This window comes from Halomonas sp. LC1, from assembly GCF_030247125.1.
Taxonomy (GTDB): Bacteria; Pseudomonadota; Gammaproteobacteria; order Pseudomonadales; family Halomonadaceae; genus Vreelandella.
In genome coordinates this window covers 126930-151698 of record NZ_JASSPG010000003.1, presented here as the reverse complement: position 1 = coordinate 151698, position 24769 = coordinate 126930, and the positions used below count along the sequence as shown (strand labels likewise).

24 protein-coding genes, 1 tRNA gene and 1 other RNA gene are annotated in these 24769 nt (G+C 58.2%); 7 read left to right on the top strand and 19 right to left on the bottom strand.

What is annotated here, in order from left to right; all coding sequences use genetic code 11:
- The first annotated feature begins 8 nt into the window (after positions 1-8).
- From QIT27_RS06385 to QIT27_RS06370, 4 genes are read left to right on the top strand one after another with little or no spacing between them, the layout of a single operon-like run.
- A complete protein-coding gene (locus QIT27_RS06385; protein ID WP_253016231.1) occupies positions 9-1217 on the top strand; it encodes an MFS transporter in 1209 nt (402 codons plus the stop codon).
- Positions 1214-1342: a hypothetical protein gene (locus tag QIT27_RS06380; protein WP_285263245.1), complete on the top strand. Its 129-nt coding sequence runs from the start codon at positions 1214-1216 to the stop codon at positions 1340-1342. Before QIT27_RS06385 ends, QIT27_RS06380 begins: the two co-directional genes overlap by 4 nt.
- Before the next feature lie 38 nt (positions 1343-1380).
- Entirely contained in the window at positions 1381-1830 is a 450-nt protein-coding gene (locus QIT27_RS06375; protein WP_285263244.1) for an ion channel, read from the top strand.
- Between the two features lie 30 nt (positions 1831-1860).
- Positions 1861-3405: a cation:proton antiporter domain-containing protein gene (locus QIT27_RS06370; protein WP_285263243.1), complete on the top strand. Its 1545-nt coding sequence runs from the start codon at positions 1861-1863 to the stop codon at positions 3403-3405.
- Positions 3406-3417: 12 nt separating this feature from the next.
- Here QIT27_RS06370 and QIT27_RS06365 read toward each other — a convergent pair whose 3' ends face one another.
- From QIT27_RS06365 to QIT27_RS06355, 3 genes are read right to left on the bottom strand one after another with little or no spacing between them, the layout of a single operon-like run.
- Positions 3418-4350 (bottom strand): metal ABC transporter permease, encoded by a 933-nt coding sequence (locus QIT27_RS06365; protein WP_159342391.1) that lies wholly within the window; start codon positions 4348-4350, stop codon positions 3418-3420.
- A 9-nt stretch (positions 4351-4359) separates the two neighbouring features.
- Positions 4360-5184 (bottom strand): metal ABC transporter ATP-binding protein, encoded by an 825-nt coding sequence (locus QIT27_RS06360; RefSeq protein WP_285263242.1) that lies wholly within the window; start codon positions 5182-5184, stop codon positions 4360-4362.
- Between the two features lie 6 nt (positions 5185-5190).
- On the bottom strand, positions 5191-6111 hold the full coding sequence (locus QIT27_RS06355) for a metal ABC transporter substrate-binding protein (RefSeq protein ID WP_285263241.1): 921 nt from the start codon (positions 6109-6111) through the stop codon (positions 5191-5193).
- A 153-nt stretch (positions 6112-6264) separates the two neighbouring features.
- Here QIT27_RS06355 and mntR point away from each other — a divergent pair, with 153 nt between their 5' ends.
- On the top strand, positions 6265-6744 hold the full coding sequence (gene mntR / locus QIT27_RS06350; RefSeq protein ID WP_159342394.1) for a manganese-binding transcriptional regulator MntR: 480 nt from the start codon (positions 6265-6267) through the stop codon (positions 6742-6744).
- Positions 6745-6763: 19 nt separating this feature from the next.
- Here mntR and QIT27_RS06345 read toward each other — a convergent pair whose 3' ends face one another.
- From QIT27_RS06345 to QIT27_RS06330, 4 genes are all read right to left on the bottom strand, one after another.
- Positions 6764-7441: an RES family NAD+ phosphorylase gene (locus QIT27_RS06345; protein ID WP_285263240.1), complete on the bottom strand. Its 678-nt coding sequence runs from the start codon at positions 7439-7441 to the stop codon at positions 6764-6766.
- An 11-nt stretch (positions 7442-7452) separates the two neighbouring features.
- Entirely contained in the window at positions 7453-7851 is a 399-nt protein-coding gene (locus QIT27_RS06340) for an antitoxin Xre-like helix-turn-helix domain-containing protein (RefSeq protein WP_159342396.1), read from the bottom strand.
- Positions 7852-7943: 92 nt separating this feature from the next.
- Entirely contained in the window at positions 7944-8726 is a 783-nt protein-coding gene (locus tag QIT27_RS06335; RefSeq protein ID WP_285263239.1) for a DUF3750 domain-containing protein, read from the bottom strand.
- Positions 8727-8781: 55 nt separating this feature from the next.
- Complete coding sequence (locus QIT27_RS06330) at positions 8782-9675, bottom strand: LysR family transcriptional regulator (RefSeq protein WP_285263238.1); 894 nt, start codon at positions 9673-9675, stop codon at positions 8782-8784.
- Positions 9676-9806: 131 nt separating this feature from the next.
- Between QIT27_RS06330 and QIT27_RS06325 the strand changes: the two genes are divergently transcribed.
- Positions 9807-10988, top strand: a complete 1182-nt coding sequence (locus QIT27_RS06325; protein ID WP_285263237.1) for an MFS transporter — start codon at positions 9807-9809, stop codon at positions 10986-10988.
- Positions 10989-11372: 384 nt separating this feature from the next.
- On the opposite strand, the gene QIT27_RS06320 is transcribed toward QIT27_RS06325, so the two are convergent.
- The 12 genes from QIT27_RS06320 to QIT27_RS06265 form a co-directional block, all read right to left on the bottom strand.
- Positions 11373-13145, bottom strand: a complete 1773-nt coding sequence (locus QIT27_RS06320) for an ABC transporter ATP-binding protein (RefSeq protein WP_285263236.1) — start codon at positions 13143-13145, stop codon at positions 11373-11375.
- A 16-nt stretch (positions 13146-13161) separates the two neighbouring features.
- The gene (locus QIT27_RS06315; protein ID WP_285263235.1) at positions 13162-14106 is read right to left on the bottom strand and encodes an ABC transporter substrate-binding protein; all 945 of its coding nucleotides are present in this window, start codon (positions 14104-14106) and stop codon (positions 13162-13164) included.
- Positions 14097-15047: a sucrase ferredoxin gene (locus QIT27_RS06310; protein WP_285263234.1), complete on the bottom strand. Its 951-nt coding sequence runs from the start codon at positions 15045-15047 to the stop codon at positions 14097-14099. The genes QIT27_RS06315 and QIT27_RS06310 overlap by 10 nt, the downstream gene beginning before the upstream one ends.
- 11 nt (positions 15048-15058) lie before the next feature.
- Positions 15059-16132 carry a FecCD family ABC transporter permease gene (locus tag QIT27_RS06305; RefSeq protein ID WP_285263233.1) on the bottom strand — a complete coding sequence of 358 codons (1074 nt, stop codon included), beginning with the start codon at positions 16130-16132 and terminating at the stop codon, positions 15059-15061.
- Entirely contained in the window at positions 16132-17151 is a 1020-nt protein-coding gene (locus QIT27_RS06300; RefSeq protein WP_285263232.1) for a FecCD family ABC transporter permease, read from the bottom strand. The genes QIT27_RS06305 and QIT27_RS06300 overlap by 1 nt, the downstream gene beginning before the upstream one ends.
- On the bottom strand, positions 17148-17996 hold the full coding sequence (locus QIT27_RS06295) for an ABC transporter ATP-binding protein (RefSeq protein ID WP_285263231.1): 849 nt from the start codon (positions 17994-17996) through the stop codon (positions 17148-17150). Before QIT27_RS06295 ends, QIT27_RS06300 begins: the two co-directional genes overlap by 4 nt.
- Positions 17997-18001: 5 nt before the next feature.
- The gene (locus QIT27_RS06290) at positions 18002-20383 is read right to left on the bottom strand and encodes a TonB-dependent siderophore receptor (protein ID WP_285263230.1); all 2382 of its coding nucleotides are present in this window, start codon (positions 20381-20383) and stop codon (positions 18002-18004) included.
- A gap of 78 nt (positions 20384-20461) precedes the next feature.
- Complete coding sequence (locus tag QIT27_RS06285; protein ID WP_285263229.1) at positions 20462-21481, bottom strand: FecR family protein; 1020 nt, start codon at positions 21479-21481, stop codon at positions 20462-20464.
- Positions 21482-21491: 10 nt separating this feature from the next.
- Positions 21492-22019 carry a sigma-70 family RNA polymerase sigma factor gene (locus QIT27_RS06280; protein WP_285263228.1) on the bottom strand — a complete coding sequence of 176 codons (528 nt, stop codon included), beginning with the start codon at positions 22017-22019 and terminating at the stop codon, positions 21492-21494.
- Between the two features lie 677 nt (positions 22020-22696).
- An RNA gene (gene ffs, locus QIT27_RS06275) (signal recognition particle sRNA small type) lies at positions 22697-22793 on the bottom strand.
- Positions 22794-22838: 45 nt separating this feature from the next.
- Positions 22839-22915 (bottom strand) — tRNA-Met (locus tag QIT27_RS06270).
- Between the two features lie 103 nt (positions 22916-23018).
- Positions 23019-23951, bottom strand: a complete 933-nt coding sequence (locus QIT27_RS06265; protein ID WP_285263227.1) for a choline ABC transporter substrate-binding protein — start codon at positions 23949-23951, stop codon at positions 23019-23021.
- Between the two features lie 209 nt (positions 23952-24160).
- Here QIT27_RS06265 and betI point away from each other — a divergent pair, with 209 nt between their 5' ends.
- Positions 24161-24769, top strand: a complete 609-nt coding sequence (betI, locus tag QIT27_RS06260) for a transcriptional regulator BetI (protein ID WP_159342401.1) — start codon at positions 24161-24163, stop codon at positions 24767-24769.

Sequence of the window (24769 nt, the reverse complement as noted above, 5' to 3'; positions counted from 1 at the left end):
GACGTGCCATGGCCCTCCAGAAACACCACACGCTGCTGTTGATCGTGCTCGCCAGCTTGGTTATTTCCACGGCCATGGGACTACGTCATGGGTTCGGGCTGTTTCTCGAACCCATGAGCAGCGATTTCGGCTGGGGACGCGGCGTCTTTGCGTTTGCACTGGCCGTCCAAAACCTCATTTGGGGGCTGTCTCAACCGTTTACCGGGGCGCTGGCAGATCGGTTTGGCGCGGCTAAAATCATCGTGGTGGGTGGCATCCTCTATGTCCTGGGGCTTTGCTTCATGAGCCTCTCGACCAGCGCGCTCGGCATGACCGTCAGCGCTGGCCTGCTGATTGGCTTCGGCCTATCGGGAACGACGTTCTCGGTGATTCTCGGCGCCGTGGGCCGGGCCGTCCCCCCTGAGAAGCGCAGTATGGCCATGGGGATCGTCAGTGCGGCGGGGTCGTTTGGTCAATTTGCCATGCTGCCCGGCACGCTGGGGTTGATCGAGTGGCTAGGCTGGTCCTCTGCGCTGTTGGCCATGGGAGCCATCGCAGCGCTCATGATACCGCTGGGCGCCATGGTCAAAGACCGGCCAAGCCCCAAGGCGCTGGGCGATCTGAGCCTCCGCGATGCGCTTAACGAAGCGGCGGGGCAAAAAGGGTTTTGGCTACTTTGCCTGGGCTTTTTCGTGTGCGGCTTCCAAGTGGTGTTCATTGCGGTCCACTTGCCAGGCTACCTGTTCGATAACGGCTTAGCCGTCCAAGTCGGCACTACGGTGCTCGCTCTGGTTGGCCTGTTCAACATCGTAGGCACCTACACTGCTGGCTGGATGGGGGGTATCTGGTCGAAACCGCGTCTATTGAGCTGGCTTTACCTCATCCGGGGCGTGATCATCACGGCCTTTATCGTCCTTCCCCTGACGACGACCAGCGCTTATCTCTTCGGGATTGCCATGGGGCTGTTATGGCTCTCCACCGTTCCGCTCACGAACGGTATCGTCGCATCGGTGTTTGGCGTTCGCCATCTCTCCATGCTGGGCGGCATCGTGTTTCTCTTTCATCAGCTAGGCTCGTTCATGGGCGTGTGGCTGGGTGGTTTTTTGTACGACCTCACCGGCCACTACAATACGGTGTGGCAGATTGCCATCGTACTGTCCGTGGTCGCCGCCGCGCTCCACTGGTTCATCAGCGAGAAGCCGCTGCCACGCCCCTCTGCGCCACAGGTGACACCATGACAGTGTCAGCAGCAGGCTGGGCCGTGATCGGCCTACTGGCGTTGGGTGGCTTGGCACTGTTGGCTTGGTGGGGGTGGCATACGCTCGACCCCGCCCTTTTGCTGCTGGGGAGCCGACTGTGCTAAATCACGTGTCACCTCAACGCGCCGGCAATTGATAGCCCATGGCGATTCCCTATCCAGGCCATATAGCCGTCGTCTTGACGACCTTCATTGCCGTCGTACTTGCCGTGTTACTGCATTACGAGGCGCTGTGGCTCATCTCTCGCCAAATCGAACGCTCCCACCGCCCTCATCGCCAGCGTATTTTGATCATGGCATTCGGCGTGCTTACCACCCATATCGCCGAAATTTGGCTCTTTGGGATAACGGGCTGGTGGCTGTCAGCCATCCATGGTATCGGCGCGTTGAAAGGGTACGGGAGTTTTCAGCTATTGGATTACATTTTCTTTTCCGCCGTGACGTACACTACCGTCGGCTACGGCGATATCTATGCCGTCGGCCCGGTGCGTTTTCTCTACGGCACGCTGGCGCTGACCGGTTTCGTGCTGATCACCTGGTCGGCGTCCTTTACGTTTATCGAAATGCAAAAACATTGGCGTATACATAAGTAGCTCACTCCCTTCGCTGGTTAAGGACACCGCATGTTCGAAGTGCTGATTTTGTCGTTTGCGTTCGTATTCGGCATTGCCGCCCGTCATCTCAATCTTCCTCCGCTCGTGGGTTTTCTAGCCGCTGGCTTTGCCTTGAACGCCTTTGGCCCTAGCGTTGGTTTACCCGATGAGGCCGGCCCGCTGCTCGAGCACCTCGCTCATTTGGGTGTCTTACTACTGCTCTTCACGATTGGCTTGAAGCTGAATATCAGGAGCCTAGCCGAACCCGTGGTATTGGGTAGCGCCCTGCTGCATCTCGCCTTGACCGCGCTGATTTTCACCGTAGGCTTCTTGGTTCTGCTATCGCTACCGCTGGAGACTGCGTTACTGCTCGCCATCGCGCTATCGTTTTCGAGCACGGTATTGGCCGCTAAAGTCCTGGAGAGCAAACGTGAGCTGCGGGCGCTACACGGCCGCATTGCGATTGGCATTTTGATCATTCAGGACTTGGCCGCCCTGGCGGTGTTGAGCATCTACAGCGGTCAGTCGCCTAGTCCCTGGGCCTTGCTGGTGTTTCTCCTTCCACTGCTGCGGCCCGTGCTGTACTGGCTGATGAGCGTTGCACAACACGATGAAATGCTGGTACTGACCGGCGCCGTGCTGGCCATTGCCGTGGGGGGAATGGGCTTTGAAATGGTAGGGCTGAGTTCGGAGGTAGGGGCTTTGGTGATGGGGCTGCTGCTTGCTCACCACCCTCGGGCCCAAGAGCTCTCGAAAGCGCTGTGGGGGCTCAAGGAAGTGCTGTTGATCAGTTTCTTTCTACAAATTGGGATGGCTGGCCTCCCCGACACCCAAGCACTCCTTTTTGCGATCGCCCTGGCCGTGGCGCTGCCACTGAAGGGGCTACTCTTTTTTGCCCTGTTGATTGCCTTTCGGTTGCGTGCGAGAAATGCGTTCCTGGGCAGCCTTAGCCTGACCGCTTACAGTGAGTTTGGCCTGATCGTCGCGTCGAGCATCCTTGAGGCGTGGTTGGTACCACTGGCCATTGCCGTCGCGCTTTCTTTCGTGATGGCCGCGCCGCTCAACCGTTTGGCACACAGCCTGTTCGATCGCTGGGAGCGACATCTGACGCGCTTCGAGCGCGGCTCGAGACACCCGGACGAACAGCCCGTCAATTTAGGCGCGGCCACCGTTCTCGTGCTGGGGATGGGACGCACGGGCAGCGCTGCCTACGACTTCTTTCACGATAAGGGTTTGGAGGTCGCCGGTATCGATTCCGACCCCAATAAAACCGACAGCCAACGCCGCGTGTTTTATGGTGATATCGAGGATGTCGGTTTTTGGCACCATCTCGATCTTGATGGCCTGACTGCAGTGACGCTAGCCACCCCAGAAATGGAAAGCAAGCTGATTGCCAGCCGAGAACTGCGCAAGGCTGGTTTTACCGGCCAACTGATTGCGGGCATTCACTATCAAGATGAAGCCGAGCCGCTTCGCGATGCCGGCGTCGATCAAACCTACTTATTAATGACCGGCGCGGGTATTGGTATTGCTGAAAAAACCTGGGAGAAGCTTCACGGCGATGCAAGCCGATAACGCCAGCGGGGGCTAAGAAGCCCCCACATGGCGATGCCGCCATAGGCGCATCAGCACACCGTGCTTCGGTGAAAACAGCAGCGCCAGGAAGAAACACCCCGTCGCCACCAGGACGATGGTGCCGCCAGAAGCCACGTCAAACGCAAACGACAGCCATAACCCCAATACCGCAGACCCTACCCCGACCCCGATGGAGATAAACAGCATCGTTTTGAAGCGGTCGGTCAGCAAGTGGGCCGTGGCGCCCGGCGTAATCAGCATGGCCACGACCAGGATGATACCGACGGTTTCCAGACTAGCGACAATGGTGAGCGTGAGCAGCAGAATCAAGCCGTAATGAATCACGCCGGTATTGAAGCCGAGTGCCTGTGCCTGAGTCGGATCGAAGGCATAGAGCATGAGCGGGCGATAAGCCAGCCATACCACCAGCAATGCGATCACGCTGGCAGCGAGCGTCAGCATCAGTGCAGACTGCTGAACCCCCAAGACGTTACCGAATAGAATATGCATCAAGTGGGTGCTGGAAGCGATTTTACTGATCAGCACGACGCCCAGCGCAAACGCCCCGGTAAACATGATGCCCATGGCGGCATCGGACTTGATCCGCGTGTGCCGCTCGATCGCCCCAATGCCAAGCGACGTCAGCGCCCCCGTGACGAAGGCCCCGATAAAAAAAGGCAGGCCCAGCAGGTAGGCGATTGCTACGCCAGGCAACACGGCGTGCGAGATCGCATCCCCCAGTAGCGACCAGCGCTTGAGGACGACATAACAAGACAGCATGCCGCAGATGGCCCCCACCATCATCGACGTGAGCAGCGCGCGCTGCATGAACGCGTACTGAAACGCCTCTGAAACGCTATCGGGCATCAGATTCACGGGCACCATCACCGCCGAGATGAGCCCAGCCACCAGGGCACTACTCAAAGAGTCCAACGTTTGTAACATGCAAATTGCCTATTCTTTGCCAGCGAACGCAGGCACGCTGGCACGCCCAACACCCTGAGCAGATGGCTCGATGGCACTCACGGCGAGTTCGGCCAGCTTGCTATCGCTCAGCATCTCGTCGGGCGCACCTTCACCACGAATGAATCGATTGATCAGCACCACGTGGTCCACGTAGCGACGCGCGCCCGGCATATCGTGCGTCACCATCACGATGGTTCGTCCAGCTTCGCGCTCGCGTTTGAGCACGTCGAGAATGAGCTGTTCGCTGGGTGGGTCGACCCCCGCGAGCGGCTCATCAAGCAGCAGGATACTCGCCTCTTGCGCCAACGCACGCGCCAGCAGCACACGCTTTTTTTGACCGCCCGAGAGGGCGCCGATGGGCCGGTCGGCAAACGCCAGCATGTTGACGTCATATAACGCTTTTTCCACCGCAACACGGTGACGTGGCGCATGCCAGCGCGCAGGAAGCAGTCTCCGCCACCACGCGTCTTGGCGCATGTGGCCATAGCGGGCGCTCATCACGGTTTCCCATACCGAAATAGGGAAATCCCATTCGATGGCCTCTCGCTGGGCCATGTAAGCAATGCGCCCAGCTTTTCGATGGTGCTCGATGGCTTGACCAAATGCCGTCACGCGGCCGCGCAGAGGCTTCATGCTGCCGGTCAACACGTGAAACAGCGTCGATTTTCCTGCGCCGTTCGGCCCCACGATGGCCGTCCAACGCCCGCGAGGCAACGAGAGGTGAATGTCCTCTAACACGGGCTGACGCTGGTAAGCCGCATAAACACCGCTCACTTCGATGGCGCTGGCTGGTTGAGACGGTAATGAGCACATCGTGATTTACTCGGTAGCCAAGTAGCGACGCAGCAACGCAACGTTATGACGCTGCATGGCAAAGTAATCGGCAGCCTCCCCGTCAGGCTCACTCAAAGAGTCGACATACAGCGGTCCGGCAACGGGCAGTCCGGTGTCACGTGCGATACTGGTCACATGGCGGTCAGAAATCGTACTTTCCCAGAAGAGGGCCGCCGGTTGGCGTTCGTTGATTCGGTCGATGACCCGCATCAACTGCCGTGGGGAGCCCTCTGTTTCGGCATTGGTACCCCAAATACCATCGTGCTCGAACTGATACGCATCGGCAAAATAGAGAAAGGCCGCTTCACTGGAAAGCAGTACGCGGCGCTCTTCGGGAATGGCTTCGAGCGTTTCTTGAAGTTCGACATGCAGATCGTGCAGTTGTGCTTCCAGTGCCGATGCACGCTGCTGAATCGCATCGGCTTGATGGGGCAAGCGATCCTCCAACGTGTTGGCGATGGCTTGCACGTAGCCACTGGCAGCCCGAGGATCCATCCACATGTGCGGGTCCACGTCGCCTTCCATCTCACCGGTGACGATCGTTTGCGTCGGGTAACCCGACGCCTCTGCCACAGCGATCATGGGTACGTCGTCATTGACCGTCGCCGATACTTGGCGCATCCACTGCTCTAGCTGATAGCCGTTATAAAAAACCACATCGGCATCTTCGAGCGCAGCAAAATTATCAGGGGTGAGTTCCCACTCGTGCACTTCGGCGTTAACCGGTGTCAGTACCGTGACGTTCGCATCATCACCGGCCACTTTCTTAACCAAGTCGCCAAGAACCGAAAACGTCACGGCAATCTCGATGGGCGGGTTTTGCAACTCATCGGCCTGAGCACTGGTCACAACGCCACACCAAGCGAACGACACGCCCAAGGCTGCTAGCAAGTATGGTTTAGCCACTGGATCTCTCCTCTGTGCTAGGCTCGCGTTACTGATAACTTTAGCTCAACAAAAAAGCATTGTGCAAACAGTTTAGCCTTGGCTAACAATTATCGTGAAAAATGCGCTACCATCGCCAATTAACGTTTCCACTAACTTTGATAACCTTTGCCAATGAGTGATCACCAACAGCGGCGCACCCCACCTCCCTCCGGACACAGCGGTGATGCGCTGCCGCCAGTGGAACAGCACGCCCAGCAGTACGAGGCCGTGCGCAACGCCCACGAAACGGAGCTAATCGAAGATTACGTCGAATTGATTGGCGACCTGATTCGTCATCGCGGCGAGGCCCGCGCGGCCGATATTGCTAACCGAATGGCCGTCAGCCAAGCGACGGTGTCGAAAATGATTCGTCGCTTGAACGAGTTAGGTTTGGTGACCAGCAAGCCGTATCGCTCGCTGTTTTTGACCGATGAGGGTCAAAAAATGGCGGAGACGTCCCGTGCGCGTCACGATATCGTGCTGCATTTTTTGCGAGCGCTGGGGGTGGACGACAGCACTGCCCGCATCGATGCAGAAGGGATGGAACACCATGTTAGCGATGAGACGCTCACGATCATGCAGCGCTATACCGACCAGCAGCAAAATAACTGAGCCTCTTTTCCGCACGCCTCTATGGCTGGGTGACACGTAGATGATTCACCTGGGTGATGGTGCCGTTCCAGATCATCTCTAGGTGAGTGGTCTGGATGATGTCCGTCACATGGCGCGGCGTCATGAGCGCCCAGCAGTGCGCCCCGGGTCGGCGCACCGAATGGTAACGAAGGCCGTTCAACGTACGCCGAACGTCTGCACCGAACGGCTGCGATGCCGTATAGTGATCGGGTGCGTAGACGAGATGATCGCTGGGCAGCGTCAGCGCATCGCCTATTGACACCTCCCTGAAGGTGCCTCTCAACCCTCGAAAAACGAACCGCTCATAGCGCAGCTCGGGCACACGCTGCCAGTACGCTTGCTGATGGTGCTTGACTTCCGTAATCGCGGTTTCCAACGTATCGGCAAGGTACAGCACGCCAAAACTGCCGTCGCTAAAACGTGATCCTTCTGGATTGATATGCGTAAAGGGGGCCACGGCATACGAACAGCCACGAATACCGAAAGGAATCTGCTCGAGCGGCAGCAGCGCCAGGTCACCTACCTCATTCTGCAAACGCGGATTGGTGAGTGATTGAAGTGCATGGAGAGCGGCGAACTCGTCGGGGTCAGCTACATCATCGAACAGATCGATCGGCGGAAACTTACTGTTGACCAATCGATAGCCGATCACATCACGGGCTGGCAGTACGGGCAAATCAGCCGCCTTTACCACTGACCACCCCGCAGGCTATCGATGCGCTTATACGTTTCGTAAAGCGCGGCAAAATCTCCAGTCCCCATGATGGCCATGGGCGTGCGACCATTGAAATAGGGGTTGTGATTGACCATGTTCACAAACCCGTACAGGTTGTCGGGGTTATCGAATACCACACGCAGCGCCGCATGGATGTTCAGCACGTAGCTGATGCGCGCTAGCTGGTCACTATCCAGCTTGATCGCTGCCAGATCGCCGCGCCGAGCTCGAGCGTAGGTACTGTGAGAGACGCGCAGAATCGCTTCCCCCTGCTCTCCCGAGGCTCGCCACTTCTCTAGAATGCGTACCGCTGCTTTGAGGCCCACCGCGGCGGCTGCCTTATTCTGGGCAAACTCTTGCGCTGTTTGCATTGCACTTCCTAGCCTAGTGTCTACAAATACTATTGTAGGATAAAAGTGTCTGAGAATACATTTCCACACGCAATGGGGCTTGCATGGCTAGATCACAGTGCCACCGAGGATGTGTGACCGCCACCCGCCACCTTGGCAGGCATACCCAACCGGCCGATGCCAGGTAATTTGAGGGCGGGGCGCAGGATATCGATGCCGACACTCATACCCAGCAGGTTGAACTCAATGCCCTCCTCCAGCGCCAGCATGATCCCCACCACACCTCCCAGCGACAGTTGGTATCCAGTTCCGCTGGGGGTGGGAGCAACGACACCATTGAAGAGGTAGTCTTTACCCACCGCCGTGGTCGGCAGCGCAACCTCAAAGCCCTCGACTTCACGTATCACCCAGGCAATAAAGCTGTTGCTATTGGGGCCGGGCCAAACTCGGTACAAATCCGCTTGCGGATAGCGCGCCACGGCGTCTTGGATACGGGGTATTAATTCAGCGGCTTCGGCACCTCGATAATCGGCGAGAAGCTCAGGCGGATGCCCAAACCAAGCGCGATCAGGCGTGTCGATGGAAGAAACCACCGTGGGGCGGCGCCAGCTCAACACCTGATGCAGCTGATACTCTCGCGCCCCCTCTGCTTTTGTCGCAATCCAGATATGCACACCAAAGGCTCCGCGCCAGCTATAGGCACGTGCCGCGTATACCTGTACGACGGCGTCTTGGACGCGATCAGGATGGGGCGCCAATCCCGCAGACGAACGGTCGAGATTCGACCAGTGGCCATCGGTAATGACCTGGTTACTGGCCAATATCCACACCGGCCCAGCCAGCAATAAGACCAATAACGCCATTACGGCAGCCAGCCAACGCAATACGGTTTTCATCGGGGTATCCACATCAAGAGCATACGAGGAACGACGCGCATTAAAGGATTCATCATCAAAGCCTTAGCCGAGGTGCCACGAAATCTAGAAACGCACCAATTCTGCCCGAAAGCGCCGTATTACGATAATAGACCGCTTGAACCATTTCACGTGGGTTCGGGCTGATCATACGATCCATCATCAACCCCACCAGCGCGCCTTTCTCCAAGTCGTTACGAATCATAAACCGAGACATACAAGCGATACCCTCGCCTGCCAAGCACAGCTGCCGCATGACCTCGCCGCTCGAGGTTCGCAGGTGCGCTTGAATATTGGGGCCTTCCTGCGTTAACCCTTCGACCGGCCAGCGATCCAGACTGTCTGCGTTCAGAAACCCAAGTAACTGATGATCTCGCAATGCTGCCGGGCTAACCGGCACACCGTGACGTTCCAAGTAATGTGGGCTTGCCACTAGGTGCAGCGGCGAGCGCCCCAATAGGCGGGCGTGAAGCGTGGAGTCCTCTAGCCCACCAATGCGGATCGCGACATCCGTACGCTGCTCCAACAGATTGATGATGCTATCAGAGGCGGACAGCTCGAGCTCGATACCCGGATAATGATCACGAAATGCGCCAATCAAAGGCACCAGTTGATGCAGTACGAAAGGCGTCGCCGCATCGACACGCAGCCGCCCACTCGGGCGCACCTGGCTCAACCGCATCGCCTCTTCGGCTTCTTCAAGCGCGCTCAAACCCACCCTGACCCGCTCGATAAAGGCGCGCCCTTCACTGGTGAGGGTCACACTGCGGGTCGTACGGTTCAGTAATGGGATACCCAGCCGCTGCTCCAAACGCTGCACGGCACGGGAGACCTTGGCGACGGGCACATCCATCTGCCGGGCCGCTGCGCTGAAACCACCGCTATCCACGACGGCAACCAGGAGCTGCAGATCTTCGGTGCGGCTCAACATGATGAACTCCTAGCGCACACATTATTGTCGATAACGTAAAAGTGTTTCTATTTTAGTACTGTTTATCGCACAAGGCATCCGGCGCAAACTCCGCAGCGTTACGTCGTTCCTCTCTTTTCAGGAGATTTGCCATGCCTATTGCACTGTTCGCACTGACCCTTAGTGCCTTTGCTATTGGTACCACCGAATTTGTGATTGTCGGATTGGTGCCCACCATCGCCCAAGACTTGGGCGTTTCGCTGCCTTCGGCAGGACTGTTAGTAAGCCTCTACGCCGCTGGTGTTGCCGTTGGCGCACCGGTGCTGACCGCCCTCACTGGTCGTATGAATCGCAAGCTGGTGCTGCTCGGCCTGATGGCGCTGTTCATCGTCGGTAACTTGCTGGCCTGGCAAGCGCCGGGCTACGGCTCGTTGATTACCGCACGTATTTTGACGGGGCTTGCCCACGGCGTCTTTTTCTCTATCGGCTCGACCATTGCCACCAGCTTGGTCAGCAAAGATAAAGAAGCGAGCGCGATTGCCATCATGTTCACAGGTCTTACCGTGGCGCTCGTGACCGGCGTACCGCTAGGCACGTGGATTGGACAAAACTTCGGTTGGCGCGCCACCTTCTTGGTGGTGTCGTCTCTAGGCCTAATCGCCTTGATCGGCAGCGCCCTCCTCGTCCCCAACAACTTGAAAAAGTCCGCGCCAGCGACCCTCGGCCAACAGCTCAAGGTGCTTACGCATCCTCGCCTACTGCTCGTGTACCTGATCACTATTCTGGGCTATGGCGGCACGTTCACGGCGTTCACGTACTTGGCACCCATCCTGCAAGAGGTGAGCGGCTTTGGAAATAATGCCGTGAGCTTGATCATGCTGGTCTATGGCGTATCCGTCGCCTTCGGCAACATCTACGGCGGTAAAATGGCGGACCGCATGGGGCCCATACGTGCGCTGACAGTAATCTTTTCGGGCCTCATCGCCATTTTACTGATGCTGACTCTATCAGCGGCCCATCCCATCGCCGCCGTGCTGACGGTGCTGATCTGGGGAGCCTTTGCGTTTGGTAACGTACCGGGGCTGCAAGTGTATGTGGTACAGCAAGCCGAGCGCTTCGTCCCTGAAGCTGTCGATATCGCGTCAGGGTTGAACATCGCCGCGTTCAACATTGGGATTGCGCTGGGCTCTGTCATCGGTGGCTACGTCGTCGATGGAATGCAGCTCACCGACACGGCCTGGATGGGGGCTGGTATCGTAGTGCTTGCGTTGGTGCTCACGCGGATTTCTGGCCACTTGGATCGCCAAAGGGAAAGCGCTGTTGCTGCACGCTGATGCTCATTGAATATGCCATGAGCCTCCCGCACGATTGACCTCACACGCCCCCGTAGCACTACGCCACTGTCCGGCCGATCTCTTCTCAGCCATCTGCAAGAAGAGGCAGCGCCCGGCAGTGGTTTTTTCGTGCGCGCAAGACGAAGAAACACGCGCCCTGCCAAGCTGGCTAGCAGAACCAAAAGGAGCTTTAGCGACAAAAAATAGTGTGGATAGCGACCAATAACGCCGACGCAAAGCGAAGAAGTCGATAACTGGAAAGAAAAGAATAGGAAAGACACTATCGAAATTATCTTTTCTACTTAAATTCGGCTTAAGTAAAACGATCGTCCGCTTATGTAGTAAATCTGCACAATTCAAAAGCACTAAAAAATGCAAACTTGTTTAATTGGTTACCGCCTGGCGGTGCCACAACGCAGCGTAACCACCATTAAGGTTCAGTAGCTCAGTGTGACTGCCAGTCTCCACAATACGCCCGGCCTCCATGTATAAGATTCGATCCATTTGTGTCACGGTGGAAAGGCGATGGGCGATAGCAATCACCGTGCGGCCTTCCATCAGCCGCCACAGCGCTGCCTGGATCGCCGCTTCGCTCTCGCTGTCGAGCGATGCCGTCGCCTCGTCAAGTAGCAGTATGGGGGCATCCTTGAGCAGCGCCCGGGCGATGGTGATGCGCTGGCGCTCGCCACCGGAGAGCTTCACGCCACGCTCGCCCACGACGGCATCATAGCCGCCTGGCCGGGAAATGATGAAATCATGACAGTGAGCGGCGCGGGCTGCGGCCTCCACGTCGGCATCAGACGCCTCGGGACGGGCGTAGCGTATGTTGTCGCGAATGCTGCGGTGGAAGAGTTCGTTACTCTGGGAAACCTTAGCGATCTCGCGGTGTAGACTCTCCCACTCGACGGCGGAGATATCCTGGCCATCGATGCGAATGATGCCCTCTTCCAGGGCGTAATGACGGGCCAGCAGCTTAAGCAGCGTACTCTTGCCAGCACCCGAAGTGCCAACCAGCCCGACCCTTTCTCCTGCCCCGATTGCAAGGTTCAGACCGTTGAATACGCGCGTTCCATCGGCGTAGCCATAGCCCACACCATCCAGCTCGATGGCGCCATCCGTCACCTCAAGCGACCGTGCCTCTGGGGCATCAACGATTGCATGAGGGGTAGCGAGTGAGTCGAGACTCTCGCGCAGTACGCCGACAAACTCGAAACACTCCAAAACATCGTCGCCCAGCTCGGTGATCACCATGGCGAGGTTCACACCGATAGTCAACAGCATGGCAATATCGCCGGCGCTGAGCGCGCCTTCACTGGCGTGGCCTAATGCTAGCCAGGTGAGCCCGGTCATGAATCCTACGGTGATGAGCAGAAGCACCACACGCATGGCAGTGAAGTAAAGCCGAGCATCGCGTGTCCTGCGGTACTCTTCGTCGACGACGTCTCCGAGCACCTTCTGCTCGTACCGCGCACCAGAGAAGTCACGCATGATTTCCGCATTCCCAAAGCTGTCCGCCAAACACCCGCTGACGTGGGAGCGCGCCTCGGCCATGCGCTGGGAGAACACTACCCCGAAACGCGCCATGATAACGGCCACGGCAACGAAGACCCCGGAAAAAATGACATAGGCGACCACGAATTGAGGCAGCGTCGTGGCGATCAACCCACCGGAGACCAGCAGCGTGATGAAGGTGCGAGGTCCGGCTGCGGCTACTTCGTTCAGCAGCCAACCTGCGCCGTCGGCCGCCTGACGCACGCGCTGGCTGAGCGCGCCAGCAAAACGATCGTGGAAAAACTGCGGAGCGTGGCCAGTGGTCCAGGCAAACAGGCGGTTAGTCACATCGGCCCGCAGGCGCGGTACCGTAAAGGCGTTGACTAGTACGTAGAGGCGCTGTAAAAGCGGACCGAGCAGCCAGCACGCCACCAGTGCTGTAAACAGCCAAAGGATCTCTTCTGGCCCTTTGGTCCCGTCGGCGACGGCCGCCACGGCATCGACAAGGCGCCCGACAACGAAAGGGATGAATGCCTGCAGACCAGCCGCGAGCACGGCCGTAAGTATCATGAGGCAGGCGCGGCGGGGGATAAAACGCTGTACCGCCCAGAAAGCAAAGGCGATAGGACTGCTTGGGAACGGCGGCTGACCGAAAGTTGGCGGCATGGGGGCTTTCCATAAGTTAGTCCAGCAACACGTAGTCGCGACCGGCGATGTGGGTGGTGAGTTGGTCAAGCACGTAATGATAGGCGTCGAAACTCTCACCCATGACCTTACTGCGCTCAAGCCGCACGTACTGCCGGTTGCGGCAGGCAAAGAGCCGATCGCACCAGCCCGGCAGGGCCTGCTCGAAGCGCTTTCCTGGATCCTGTGGCCTACCACCGAAGTTCGGCTCGAAGGTATCGAAAATGAAATCCGCCTCAAGCTCGGGCAGCTTTTCGGGGCTCAGGCTAATTGACTGGCCATCGAAATCTGGCAAACCCGGTGGCTCCCCAAAGCCGATGTCCTGGATCACCTGGCTAAGTGCACCGTACTCACGATAAACGCTGATCTGGCCTTCCCATGACTGAAGAAGGGCAAGGTGAATTTCGCCGGGTTCTCCAAGCCAGTCGCGCAGCTCCTCGACACGCGCTTGATAACTCGCCAGCATGTGTTCGTACTGCTCCAGACGCCCTGCGGCGTCAGCAATCAATCGATACGCCTCCAGACTGCCCTCTTCTGACCAGGGAACCGTCACCACCGGCGCGATGCGCTCAAGGCCGGGTAATACCTCCTGCTGCCAGGGCGGAGCGATGATCAGATCAGGTGCCAAGGCGGCAATGTGTTCGACGTCGAGCTGGTTGAAGACACCGAGAAAAGCGATGTCGTGATCCTCGAAACCCTCGCCGCGAAAATCACGAACGCCGCGCAGGTAAGGCGTTCCGTCAAATTCGAGCCGCCCGTGACTTGCCACCACCGGCGCCCCCAGTTCGATCAGCGGATGAGTGATTGAGGCGTCGTTCAAGGACACGATACGCTTGGGTTCAAGCGGTATCTCGACCATGCCATTGGCATCCTCTAAGGTACGCGTCTGTGCCGCGGCGGAGAGAGCAAATACCCAACCGACCAGTAGCAAGGCTAGTCGCACGGCAACATCTCCTTTGCAGTCGGCGCCGTGACTGACTCAACCCACCAGACCAGTTGGGAGTGGGTTTCACCGCTCGCCATCGCGCCGCAGTTGCCGTACCCGGTTAACACTCGCGAGCGGCAGCGAATATTCAAAGTGTTGACGTGTCGATCAGTCTCACATTGCACAGGCACTACCACCTCACAAGGTGTCTGCGGCTCTTCCACGGCAGTCACCTTTACCTCGGCCTGAACTCCCTGCTCAGATAGCCAACGACGCGCGGCAAGATCGGCGCACTGCTCCAGAGGATTGAGACCAGCACGTCCGCGAAAGCACGGCAGGTAGGGCTTCCCCTGCGCCTCGGTTGCGAGGAGCTCTGGCACCAGCTCTGGGGTGACCCGGCCATAGCGATGGAGCGCTGGTAGAGACACAACGTTGGCAGCCAGACGGCAACCGCCGACGTGAGAACTCTCCCAGATGTCGAAATCGAAGCCTCGTGCTTTGTTCTCGCGGCAGAGCGCTTGGTAAGCAGCGTTGCCGAACTTGGCGCAACAGCGGTCGACCTTGCCGTGAGTGCAGCAGAGCAGCAACCGTTGCGTAGTGCTGCCACAATGCCAAGTATCAGCAGCCGCCAAGCCGTCGTGCAAGGCGTCCAGCAGGTTAGTCAGATCTGCGTCTGAGGCGGCGTATTCGTGCCCGGACATGGGAGCGAGCAGCCGACGTAGAGTGTGGTTATGGCCGCGCCGATCGATCAGCTGGACCCGCCAACCCTGTTTGCGCAGAGCTTCCAGACGCACGGCTACCGCGTCGGGCATGTCTTTGGCGGCAAATACGTGATCGTCCCATTTGCGGCGCGGCCAGGCTAAGAGCAGGTGGGGCTGGAACAGCCCCCCCTTGCCCACCAGCGGCTCGCCGCCTTGTTGGTTTTCCACCGAGCAAAAACGGTGCTTGTAAGAGGACATTAAGCCTCCGGTCAAAGTGAGTGGCGACGCTGCCACAGCAGCGCGATGAAATACGGCACACCAATCAGAGCAGTCACGATACCGGCAGGGAGCTGCACCGGAGCAAAGGCAAGCCGTCCGATCATATCCGCTGCCGCCACCAGCACTGCCCCAACGAGCGCACTGGCAACGAGCAACATCCCCTGGCGCTCGCCCACCAGCAGCCGGGCGACATGTGGTGCCACCAGACCCACAAACCCTAGGGTACCGACGGCGGAGACTGCCCCCGCCGCTGCGGCCACCGCAGCGACCACGGTGATCACCAGCACCCGACGCACCGGCAGCCCCAGGCCGACGGCCGTGGCCTCCCCCAGCAGCATGGCGTTGAGCCCGCGGCTGGCCGAGAGCATCACAGGCAGCACCAGGGCGACCCAGGTCGCGAGCAGCGCAACATCGCCCCAGCCAGCGGCGTGCACGCTGCCGGCCAGCCACACCATGGCCGTCATTACCCGTTCGAGCTCCCCGTAGGTGATTAGCAGACTGCTAACTGCGCCCAGAAAGGCACCCACGCCGATGCCGGTGAGGATGAAGCGAACGGTATTGCCGCCGTCACGTCCGGCCAGGGCGTACATGAGTCCGACCACTACAAAAGCGCCCAGCATCGCGGCCAGTGGCACCGCACTCACCGGTATCACCGGCAAGGCCACCAGCACGATCAGCACTGCTACCCCAGCCCCCTGAGAGACACCGACCAGCGAGGGGTCAGCCAGGGGGTTGCGCGTTATCGCCTGCAGGCAGGCCCCCGAGACTGCGAAAAGCACGCCGGCCAGGGCCGCCGCGAGCGAACGCGGCAGGCGAAACTCGCGCACGATCAGCGCCATCTGGGGGTCCACCGCATCACTACCGGTCAACGCGGCGAACACCTCGGCAAGAGGCACCGGATAGCTACCGTTGGCCACACTGATGCCGATCACGGCTAGAAGTGCGACAGCAAGGCCAAGGAGCACAATCAGCGAGCGCAGCGGCAGCAGCAGCGCGATACGCTGTCCGCGGCTGCGCAGGCGCAGCTGTCGTGGGCCGTGGAAGGCGGTTCGGAACGTGGTCATCAGCGCACCTGCCATCGCACGAGGGCAACGAAGATCGGCGCCCCCACCAGCGCGGTGACGATACCGGTGGCGAGCTCCTGCGGCGCCAGCAGAACGCGTGCAACGATATCAGCCGCCGTGAGCACCGCCGCGCCGACTAGCGCCGAAAGAGGCACGACCCAGCGGTAGTCAAGCCCGACGAAGGTGCGCACCATGTGAGGCACCACCAGGCCAATAAAGCCGATAGGGCCGGTGACCGTGACTGCGGCGCCACACAGCAGCACCACGCAGCCAAGCGCCAGGACTCGCAGCCGCGCCGTGTGAATGCCAAGACCGCGGGCAACATCCGCACCCAGGGCCAGGGCCGTGACCTGACGCGCCAGCAGTAGCGCCAGGACGAACCCCACGACAAGGTAGGGCAACGCCGCCGCAAAGACATCCAAGTCGCGCCCAGCAAGAGTGCCGGCGAGCCACACGCGCAGGCGTTCGAAGCCCGCTTCATGCAGCAGGTGACCGGCGCTCATCATCGCGCCGAGAAACGCCGAGACCGCCACTCCAGCCAGGGTGAGCTTGAGCGGGGTAGCACCACTTCGGCCCAGCGAGCCGATCAGGTAGACCAAAAGGCTAGTAAAGAGCGCACCGGAGAAGGCAAACCACGGCAGCGTCTCCAGGCTGCCGAGACCGAAGGCGGTAGCCAGCACCACCGCCAGGGAGGCGCCCAGGTTCACCCCGAGGATGTCCGGCGCGGCGAGCGGATTGAGGGTGACTCCTTGCATCAGGGCTCCGGCCACTGCCAGCGCCGCCCCGACCACCAGCGCGATCAGCAGGCGCGGCAGGCGCATCTCGCGGATGATGAAGTGCTCAAACTGCTCGGGGTTATAGGCCATCAGCGCCTCGACCAAGGTGGCAAGCGGCACGTCGCGAGCGCCGAGTTCCAAATGGGCGAAAGCGAGCAGAAGTAGCACGACGAGCGCCAGCGCACCGGCACCAAGCCGCCCTACCCGCCCGGCTGCCGGACGCTTTGCGACCAGCGACGTCATGGCCCAATCGCCTGATGTTGCGCGACAGGCACAGCCCCACCCCTTGCCGGCGCGCAGAGCAGATGTCCGCTCGCTGGGTCGCGCAGGATGCTACAGGCCACGCCGAACACTGCCTCGATGTTTTTCGCCGTAAACACCGCCTCGGGCGGCCCCTCGGCATACACCTTTCCCTCACGCAGCAGCACCAGATTGTCGGCATGGGCCGCCGCATGGTTCAAATCGTGCAGCACCGCCACCACGGTGCGGCCGTGGCGGTGGGTAAGCTGCACCATCAGCTCGAGGATTTCCAGCTGGTAGCGCAGGTCGAGAAAGGTGGTGGGTTCGTCGAGCAGGATCAGCGGCGTTTCCTGAGCCAGCGTCATTGCGATCCAGCAGCGCTGGCGCTGCCCGCCGGATAACGTGCCCAGCGGTCGTTCGGCCAGTGCCTCGACGCCGGTGATGGCGAGCGCCCGGGCAACGGCCGCCTCATCCTGCGTGGTCCACTGGCGCAACAGGCTCTGGTGCGGAAAGCGCCCCTGAGCGACCAGTTCACGCACGCGCAGTCCTTCCGGCGCCATCGGCGACTGGGGCAGCAGGCCCAGCCGCTTGGCCACCTCGCGGGTGGGTAGACGATGGATGTCGCTGCCATCAAGCAGTACCGAGCCGCTCATGGGTGCGACCAGACGCGCCATGGTACGTAGCAGCGTCGACTTGCCGCAGCCATTGGGCCCGAGCAGCACGGTGAGCTGACCATCCGGCACGTCCAGTTCGAGGTCATCGAGGATGGGCGTGGCGCCATAGCCCGCGGCAAGAGCGCGGGCCTGGAGTGGCGACTTTTTGCGGAAGCTGTGACCGGTCAAAATCATCGTTTTCAGAAGGCGTAACTTGCCGAGAGCGTGACTTTCAGTTGATCACCCGGATAGACGCGGCCAGGGTAGTAACCGCCAGTCCAGTGCTCCTCATCCGTCAAGTTCTTGCCCATCAAAGAAACATTCAAACCACCAGTCTCATAGAAGAGTCCGGCGTTGTAGAGCGTGTAGTCAGGCAGAGTGAAGCCCTCCTCAAACGTCTCTCGTTCGCCGACATATTCGGCGCCAGCACCCACTGCGAATCCGTTACCCAGGTCGTACTTTCCCCAAAGCGTGGCCATATGGTGGGGAGCCCCTTCCTTTGTCTTGCCCACGTTCTCTGTAACCTCGTCTTCGGTCACCTCCGCATTGTTGTAGGCGTAGTTCGCGATCACCGACAGGCGATCGGTAATATTGCCGATCGCTTCCAGCTCCAGACCGGTAGACTGCTCCTGGCCACGCTGACGGTAGAGATCGGAACCGCTACCCGCGTCTACCCATGTCACAATGTCATCGTTGATGATGTGATAGAGCGCCGCGGTGAAGAGCAGGTCGCCGCCGAAGGCGAGATGCTTGGCGCCGACCTCGAACAAGCGGCTAGTGGTCGGATCGAAAGGGCCACCTTGTGCCGACGTGTAGCCGAAATTGGGCTCGAATCCCTCAGCGTAGGTGCCGTAAAAGCTAAGGTCATCGGTGTAGCGATAAACGGTTCCTAGACGAGGCGCCAGATCATTGTCCGAGTTCTCTTCCCCACCCATTGGCTGGGTGCTGAAATTGGAGTAGCGCAGACCTGCGAGAAAGTCCCAATCACCCAAGGTGACTCGATCCTGAATGAACAGACCTGTACGCGTATTGTCTTCCCCCCAGGGACTCCATGAGGGAGTAGTCAGCGAGTAGGAGTCCACTGGTCGGCGAACATTCTCAGGGTTGAGCACGTCGAAGACGAAGACGTTGTCCACCTGCTGTTCTTGTGATTCGGTCTCCTGGCTCAGCGCATCGAGGCCGACAACAAGCTCGTGAGCTAAATTACCAGTATCGAACCGGCCCGTAGCATAGAGGGTGCCGCTGAGTGTCTCGGCTTCAGACTGACGCTCGCCATATCTGACGTTGTACTCGCTGCCTGAGGGAAGGCTACCAGCGACGCGGTGCTCCCCCAGTTCCTCGTCATAGCTGTGATACTGAATAGTACCTGCCAAGCGCCACTGATCCGACAGAGCCTGATCCAAGGAAAGTGAGGCCGTGAAGTCCTGAGTTTCGAAACCATCGCCAGGCTGAGTGACCGAAACATTAGTGGGCACTGCGCCGAGGTCACTGGCGTCGGCGAGGTTGGGCTGGCCCCGGTCCAGCACGGTTTCTCGGCTCGTGTAATTCAGCTCCAAGTTGAGTCGAGTGTCCTCGCTGGGTACCCAAGACAGCGATGGCGAGAGACTGTAGCCCTCGTCGAAGATTTCTGTCCTGAACGAGTCGTGGTCCCACTGTGACGCATTGAAGCGATACAAAAGAGTACCACTATCGTTTATCGGCCCGGTGGTATCGACAGCGAGCAGACCCTGATTGTCTCCGCCGCCGAAGGTGCCCAGGTCGCCGCGCACTTCATGCCGGCTCTCTGCCAAGGGCTTCTTGGTGACGATATTGACTACCCCACCGGGGCTAGCCTGGCCGTAGAGCACCGCGGATGGCCCCTTTATCACCTCAACACGCTCGACGTTGGCGATATAGGGCTGCGTCCAGAAATTGTTGTAGACCCGCAGGCCGTTGACACGCCGGTCGTCCGAGTTCCGAAAGCCACGAATGGTAATGTCGTCATAGACCGAGAATTCGTTCATCCCAGCCACAAAGGGAGTGATGTCGTTAAGCGCAAGAAGGTTCTGCTCCTCAATGACCTCCTTAGTGACGGCATTGACCGTCTGGGGCACATCGAGAATGTGCGTTTCGGTCTTGGTCGCGGCGAAGGTCGAGTCGGCGAAGTCCGAAGTAATGTTGCGACCCAGCACTTCGATGGTCTGCAGCGAGGTCTCCCCACCATTCGCCTGAGAGGTTTCGCGCGCCAGTGTCACCCTGTCGGCCCCGGTAAAACGGGCATCCAGCCCGGTATCTGCCAGCACCTCGTCTAGGGCTTCGGCGGTCGAATACTGACCGTCCAGACCTTCGCTGGCCATACCCTGGGTTAAACCGGGATCAAAAGAGAGGCTAAGACCCGCTTGCTGGGCCAGCGTATTGAGCACCATGGTAAGAGAGCCCGCAGGCACATAATAGGTCTGGCGAAGCGGTGTTTCCGCTTCAGCGCCCTCTTGTTGCGCAAAAACGCTGGTGGGGAGCAGTGGCCCACCGGTCGCCGTCGCGATTGCGATGGCCAGGGCAATAGGCCGGAGCGTAAATGGGTTGGAATACTTGGAAAAAGACATCGTTGGTCCCTTGTATTTTGGTGTTCTGCCTATCAAGACGAACCCAAAAGCGAAAGGGACAGCAAATGCGAAAAATTTTTATTCTTTTTTGCGTTTGATGCTGATCAACCAAGGGGTAAAGCGCTGCGCCCTAATAGGCAGGGCGCGTGCGAGGACGTCCAGTGCTTTATCCATATCGCCCAGAGGCAGCACGCCCGAAACCCTCAACTCTGCGAGTTCGGCCGCATCGTAGCGCAGTGCACCGTGATGGTAGCGTGCCAGCTCATCGAGCACTTCAACCAGGGGACGGTCATCCAGCGTCAGGGTGCCAGCCGTCCAAGCAGGCTTCTCCGCTGTTGAGTTGAGCGCTTGCGGTAAAAAGGTGTCATGCACTACCTCTCCCCCATGGCCGCTACCCACTTCTTGGCAGGCGGTATCACGTGGGCAGACATCGACACGCGACTCATACACAGCTACCCGCAACGACGGCATATCAGCCTGGAACCGACGCTCGACGCTGAACGCAGTTCCTAGCGCGCGAACACTTCCTTCGTTCGTTACGACCTCCAGTGGTCGTGAGTTATCAGGCGCCACCTCGACAAAGACACGCCCTTTCAAGAGCTCAATACTTCGCAGATTCTGGTTGAAAGCTATATTAACGGCGGAGGTCGCATCAAGCGTCAACTGACTGCCATCATCCAATACTACCGTCTTTCGCTCGCCCACAGCGGTATGATGATCTGCCATCAGATATTGTGGCGCCGGTATTCCGCTCGCCCACCATCCTGCAGTAAACAAGGAAAACAACAACACTGCAAAACCACCACTTTTACCTAAAAGGCTACGCCGTTCCGCGCGCTCCTGCTCAAACGTGTGCACTAGGGTTGTGCTGAGCCCTGGCTGTTCGGCACTGGAAAATGAATTCCATGTATCGCGCATGGATTCCCATGCACACACGTTTTCTTCGCTGCGTTGTAGCCAGGCATCGAAATCTCGACGCTGATCCTGGGAAATATCCTCATCTGCGAGTACCACACACCATTCAGCTGCTTCCCGAAGCGCCTTTTCAGAAAGAGGTTGCGAAGAATACGCCTGGTTAATGGAGTGAAGTGGACTCACGCGCTAGAACTCACATTGGATTTTCTTGAAGTGCAAGATGACAGTGCAACAGACCTTGTGCAACGTACTTTTTTACCATGCTTACACTCACTCCTAGCTCTTCAGCGATTTCAGCTTGTGATGCACCATCAAGGCGGAAGCGCAAAAAGGCCCGACGCGGCTTTTCACCCAGCCCCTCCAGGAGCGAGGCTACGCGCTCCAAAATATCCAGCACCTCATTAACCTCTTCCGCTGAGGGGGCAAACGAATGCTCGGCTTCCATTTCTGCATAGGCCTCTCGCCATGCCTGCTCAAGGCGAAACCGGCGAGCACTATCAATCAATAAACGGGTAGCAATTTTCGCTAAAAAAGCCTTTGGTTGCTTTACTTCACCGCTATCAGGGCGACTGAGTACCCGATAGAACGCATCGTGAGCGCAATCTGACGCTTTTTCGGCACAGCCAATCTTTTGTTGCAACCAGTTTTTCAACCACTGGTGATGCGACCGGTAGAGAGACTCCGCCTGCGCATGGTGATGTGCATTAGGTAAGGATGCCATGGTTGACCCGACTAAGCCGCAAATGATAAAGATTTTAATTTACATAAAGGAACACCTCTTATCAAGCATCGTCATGCATTAAAACACTATCTAAATTAGTGATTTATGGTATATAGGCTTAGCAACTTTGTACGTCGCTAATCAGCTCCCAACATAAAAGTCATAATGTAAGCAGAATAGTTGCCGACCGAGTCGCTAAGACAAATGGAGGCCACGCACAACGTAATGGACGAGGCGGTGATGGCCCTCTGAACACTGGAACTGTTGCATTAAGGATATGTCGTGGACTGAGTTGCTCGACGAGCACTGCATGCTATACCCATGAGAGGCAAAACAAATGCGACTAGCCGAATCTAACCCAATCAATCATAGCTAAGGCGCATTTTCTGCTTCGCAAATAATCACAATATTCAAAGCCTCGTACCTGCAAGACTTATTTTTTAAAGAAATAATAAAATTCACTGGCTAAGCGGGGAAGGGCTTTGACTTATTGTTACGTACGAAATCAAGGCGCTCGTACAGCAAAAGGTAAGGCTCAACCATTAGGAGATTGCAATCCTTTTGATTGGCAAACTTTCAAGTCTGATTGATAGGGGCAAGCTGCAAAGTGCGAGTATAAATGGCAGCATCCGCAATGAATCGTGTCATTTTGGAAAGAAGGAGATATATGGAGGCGGCCCCAAAAGCCACATCCCGGCACACGCAGCCACCACTACCGTTGCTCCCTTCCGGGCCTGGCGGGGTTCGCAGTTTAGCGTTGCGGGAGGACCTAAGGGGCCACCATAATCGTATGCTTTTGAGCCGCATACTGGCGCTGATTGGTGGCTACGCCCTGATTTGAACAGGGGACCCCATCATTATGAGTGATGTGCTCTAACCAGCTGAGCTACGTAGCCTTTTCGACATCAGCGGGTGCAGAGTATGCCTATATTAGCGTCAAAAGGCAAGCCGAAACGGCCTGCCTTTTTTCATCGTGCGATTCACTAAGCGCAAACGGGCTTACAGCGCCGCTTTGACAACAGGCAGTGCCTCTTCACCTTCACGCGTGGTCACGCCTTCTAACCAAGCCTCGAGTACTTCCGGGTGATCATTGAGATACGTACGCGCCGCTTCGCGAGGTTCGACACCCTCGTCCATGATGGCGCTCATCAGCTGGTTTTCCATCTCTAGCGTGAACGTCATGTTGCTCAGCAATTCACCGACGTTCGGGCAGGACTCGACGAAACCAGCACGAGTATTGGTGTAGACCGTCGCACCTCCGAGATTCGGGCCAAAGTAGTCGTCTGCATCAGACAGGTACGCCATCTCGAAATTGGTGTTCATGGGGTGCGGCTCCCAACCCAAAAAAACCATCCACTTTTCATTGGGAACCCGTGCGCTCAACTCGGCCAGCATGCCTGCCTCGCTGGAGTCGATCACCTGCCAATCGCCTAGCCCGTATGCATCATCGTCGATCATTTGCTGAATGAGTTCGTTGCCATCATTGCCCGCTTCGATGCCATGAATGCGCTGCTCGAACCGATCGGCATGTTCGGCCAAATCGTTCACCGAGGTCACCCCAGAGTCGTACACGTATTGCGGCACTGCCAGCGTGTACTTGGCACCTTGGAGGTTGGCCGTTAAGCGTTCGACGTCGCCACGCTCGATGTAGGGATCGCTAATGGACGCCATGGAGGGCATCCAGTTACCCAAGAAGACATCGAAATCGTCATTGCGCATGCCCGCGTAGGCAATGGGGACCGAGACCGTATCGACACGGGGCTCGTAGCCTAGCGCCTCCAATACTTCGCTGGCCAAGGCGGTCGTAGCCGTGATATCGGTCCAGCCCACCTCGGCGAAACGCACGCTACTACACTCATCAGCAGCAGCCGTCATCGGCAGACAAGCGGTCACGAACAGAGCACTCATATGACGTTGGGTTAGCTGTTTCATTCGTCGTCTTTCCTCGTTATCTGTTTTATTGAAACGCGCTCTACGGCGAGCAATGCAGAGGCGAGAAACTGCTCGACACACTTTTATTGATTGAACGTTCAATAAAAAAATGCCATCATATTCAGGTAACCATGCCTACTCCTGCTTTTCAAGGCGAGGAGCCAATGGGCATTCAACGTCATTAGGAGATAGCTGTGCCTAAGGTGGGAATGGAACCAATACGCCGCCAACAGTTGATCAAGGCTACGATGGCGGCCATTGACGAAGTGGGACTGGCCGAGGCAACGGTCATGCGCATCGCCCGCCATGCGGGTGTCTCTGCCGGCATCATTAGCCACTATTTTGGCGGCAAGGATGGCCTGCTCGAAGCCACCATGCGTCAAATATTGACGGATCTAAGCGATGCCGTCGCGGCACGACGCCATGCGTTGGAAGACGACTCTCCCCGTGCCCATATCGGTGCGATTATTGAGGGCAACTTCGACCGCACCCAGGTGACCGGGCCCGCCGCGAAGACCTGGCTTGCCTTCTGGGCCAGCAGCATGCACAAGCCGGTGTTGCAACGTCTTCAATACGTTAACGATCGCCGCTTGTACGCCAATCTCTGCCACCAGTTCCATCGGGTCATGCCACGCGCCGACGCTCGCAACGCGGCCCGTGGTTTGGCTGCCATGATCGATGGCCTGTGGCTTCGCGGCGCGCTGGCCCCGGAAGGCCTAGATGCCGCAGAAGCGCGCCATCTTGCGCACACCTATCTCGACCAGTTACTGACACATTACGGATGCTTTCAAGATGCATCCACTGCCGAACTTTATTAA

Excerpts from the sequence above, each read along its gene's own strand:
- QIT27_RS06385 (WP_253016231.1), top strand. The coding sequence starts at position 9 with ATGGCCCTCCAGAAACACCACACGCTGCTGTTGATCGTGCTCGCCAGC.
- QIT27_RS06380 (WP_285263245.1), top strand. The coding sequence starts at position 1,214 with ATGACAGTGTCAGCAGCAGGCTGGGCCGTGATCGGCCTACTGGCGTTG.
- QIT27_RS06375 (WP_285263244.1), top strand. The coding sequence starts at position 1,381 with ATGGCGATTCCCTATCCAGGCCATATAGCCGTCGTCTTGACGACCTTC.
- QIT27_RS06370 (WP_285263243.1), top strand. The coding sequence starts at position 1,861 with ATGTTCGAAGTGCTGATTTTGTCGTTTGCGTTCGTATTCGGCATTGCC.
- QIT27_RS06365 (WP_159342391.1), bottom strand. The coding sequence starts at position 4,350 with ATGTTACAAACGTTGGACTCTTTGAGTAGTGCCCTGGTGGCTGGGCTC.
- QIT27_RS06360 (WP_285263242.1), bottom strand. The coding sequence starts at position 5,184 with ATGTGCTCATTACCGTCTCAACCAGCCAGCGCCATCGAAGTGAGCGGT.
- mntR (WP_159342394.1), top strand. The coding sequence starts at position 6,265 with ATGAGTGATCACCAACAGCGGCGCACCCCACCTCCCTCCGGACACAGC.
- QIT27_RS06340 (WP_159342396.1), bottom strand. The coding sequence starts at position 7,851 with ATGCAAACAGCGCAAGAGTTTGCCCAGAATAAGGCAGCCGCCGCGGTG.
- QIT27_RS06335 (WP_285263239.1), bottom strand. The coding sequence starts at position 8,726 with ATGAAAACCGTATTGCGTTGGCTGGCTGCCGTAATGGCGTTATTGGTC.
- QIT27_RS06330 (WP_285263238.1), bottom strand. The coding sequence starts at position 9,675 with ATGTTGAGCCGCACCGAAGATCTGCAGCTCCTGGTTGCCGTCGTGGAT.
- QIT27_RS06325 (WP_285263237.1), top strand. The coding sequence starts at position 9,807 with ATGCCTATTGCACTGTTCGCACTGACCCTTAGTGCCTTTGCTATTGGT.
- QIT27_RS06320 (WP_285263236.1), bottom strand. The coding sequence starts at position 13,145 with ATGCCGCCAACTTTCGGTCAGCCGCCGTTCCCAAGCAGTCCTATCGCC.
- QIT27_RS06310 (WP_285263234.1), bottom strand. The coding sequence starts at position 15,047 with ATGTCCTCTTACAAGCACCGTTTTTGCTCGGTGGAAAACCAACAAGGC.
- QIT27_RS06305 (WP_285263233.1), bottom strand. The coding sequence starts at position 16,132 with ATGACCACGTTCCGAACCGCCTTCCACGGCCCACGACAGCTGCGCCTG.
- QIT27_RS06300 (WP_285263232.1), bottom strand. The coding sequence starts at position 17,151 with ATGACGTCGCTGGTCGCAAAGCGTCCGGCAGCCGGGCGGGTAGGGCGG.
- QIT27_RS06295 (WP_285263231.1), bottom strand. The coding sequence starts at position 17,996 with ATGATTTTGACCGGTCACAGCTTCCGCAAAAAGTCGCCACTCCAGGCC.
- QIT27_RS06290 (WP_285263230.1), bottom strand. The coding sequence starts at position 20,383 with ATGTCTTTTTCCAAGTATTCCAACCCATTTACGCTCCGGCCTATTGCC.
- QIT27_RS06280 (WP_285263228.1), bottom strand. The coding sequence starts at position 22,019 with ATGGCATCCTTACCTAATGCACATCACCATGCGCAGGCGGAGTCTCTC.
- QIT27_RS06265 (WP_285263227.1), bottom strand. The coding sequence starts at position 23,951 with ATGAAACAGCTAACCCAACGTCATATGAGTGCTCTGTTCGTGACCGCT.
- betI (WP_159342401.1), top strand. The coding sequence starts at position 24,161 with ATGGAACCAATACGCCGCCAACAGTTGATCAAGGCTACGATGGCGGCC.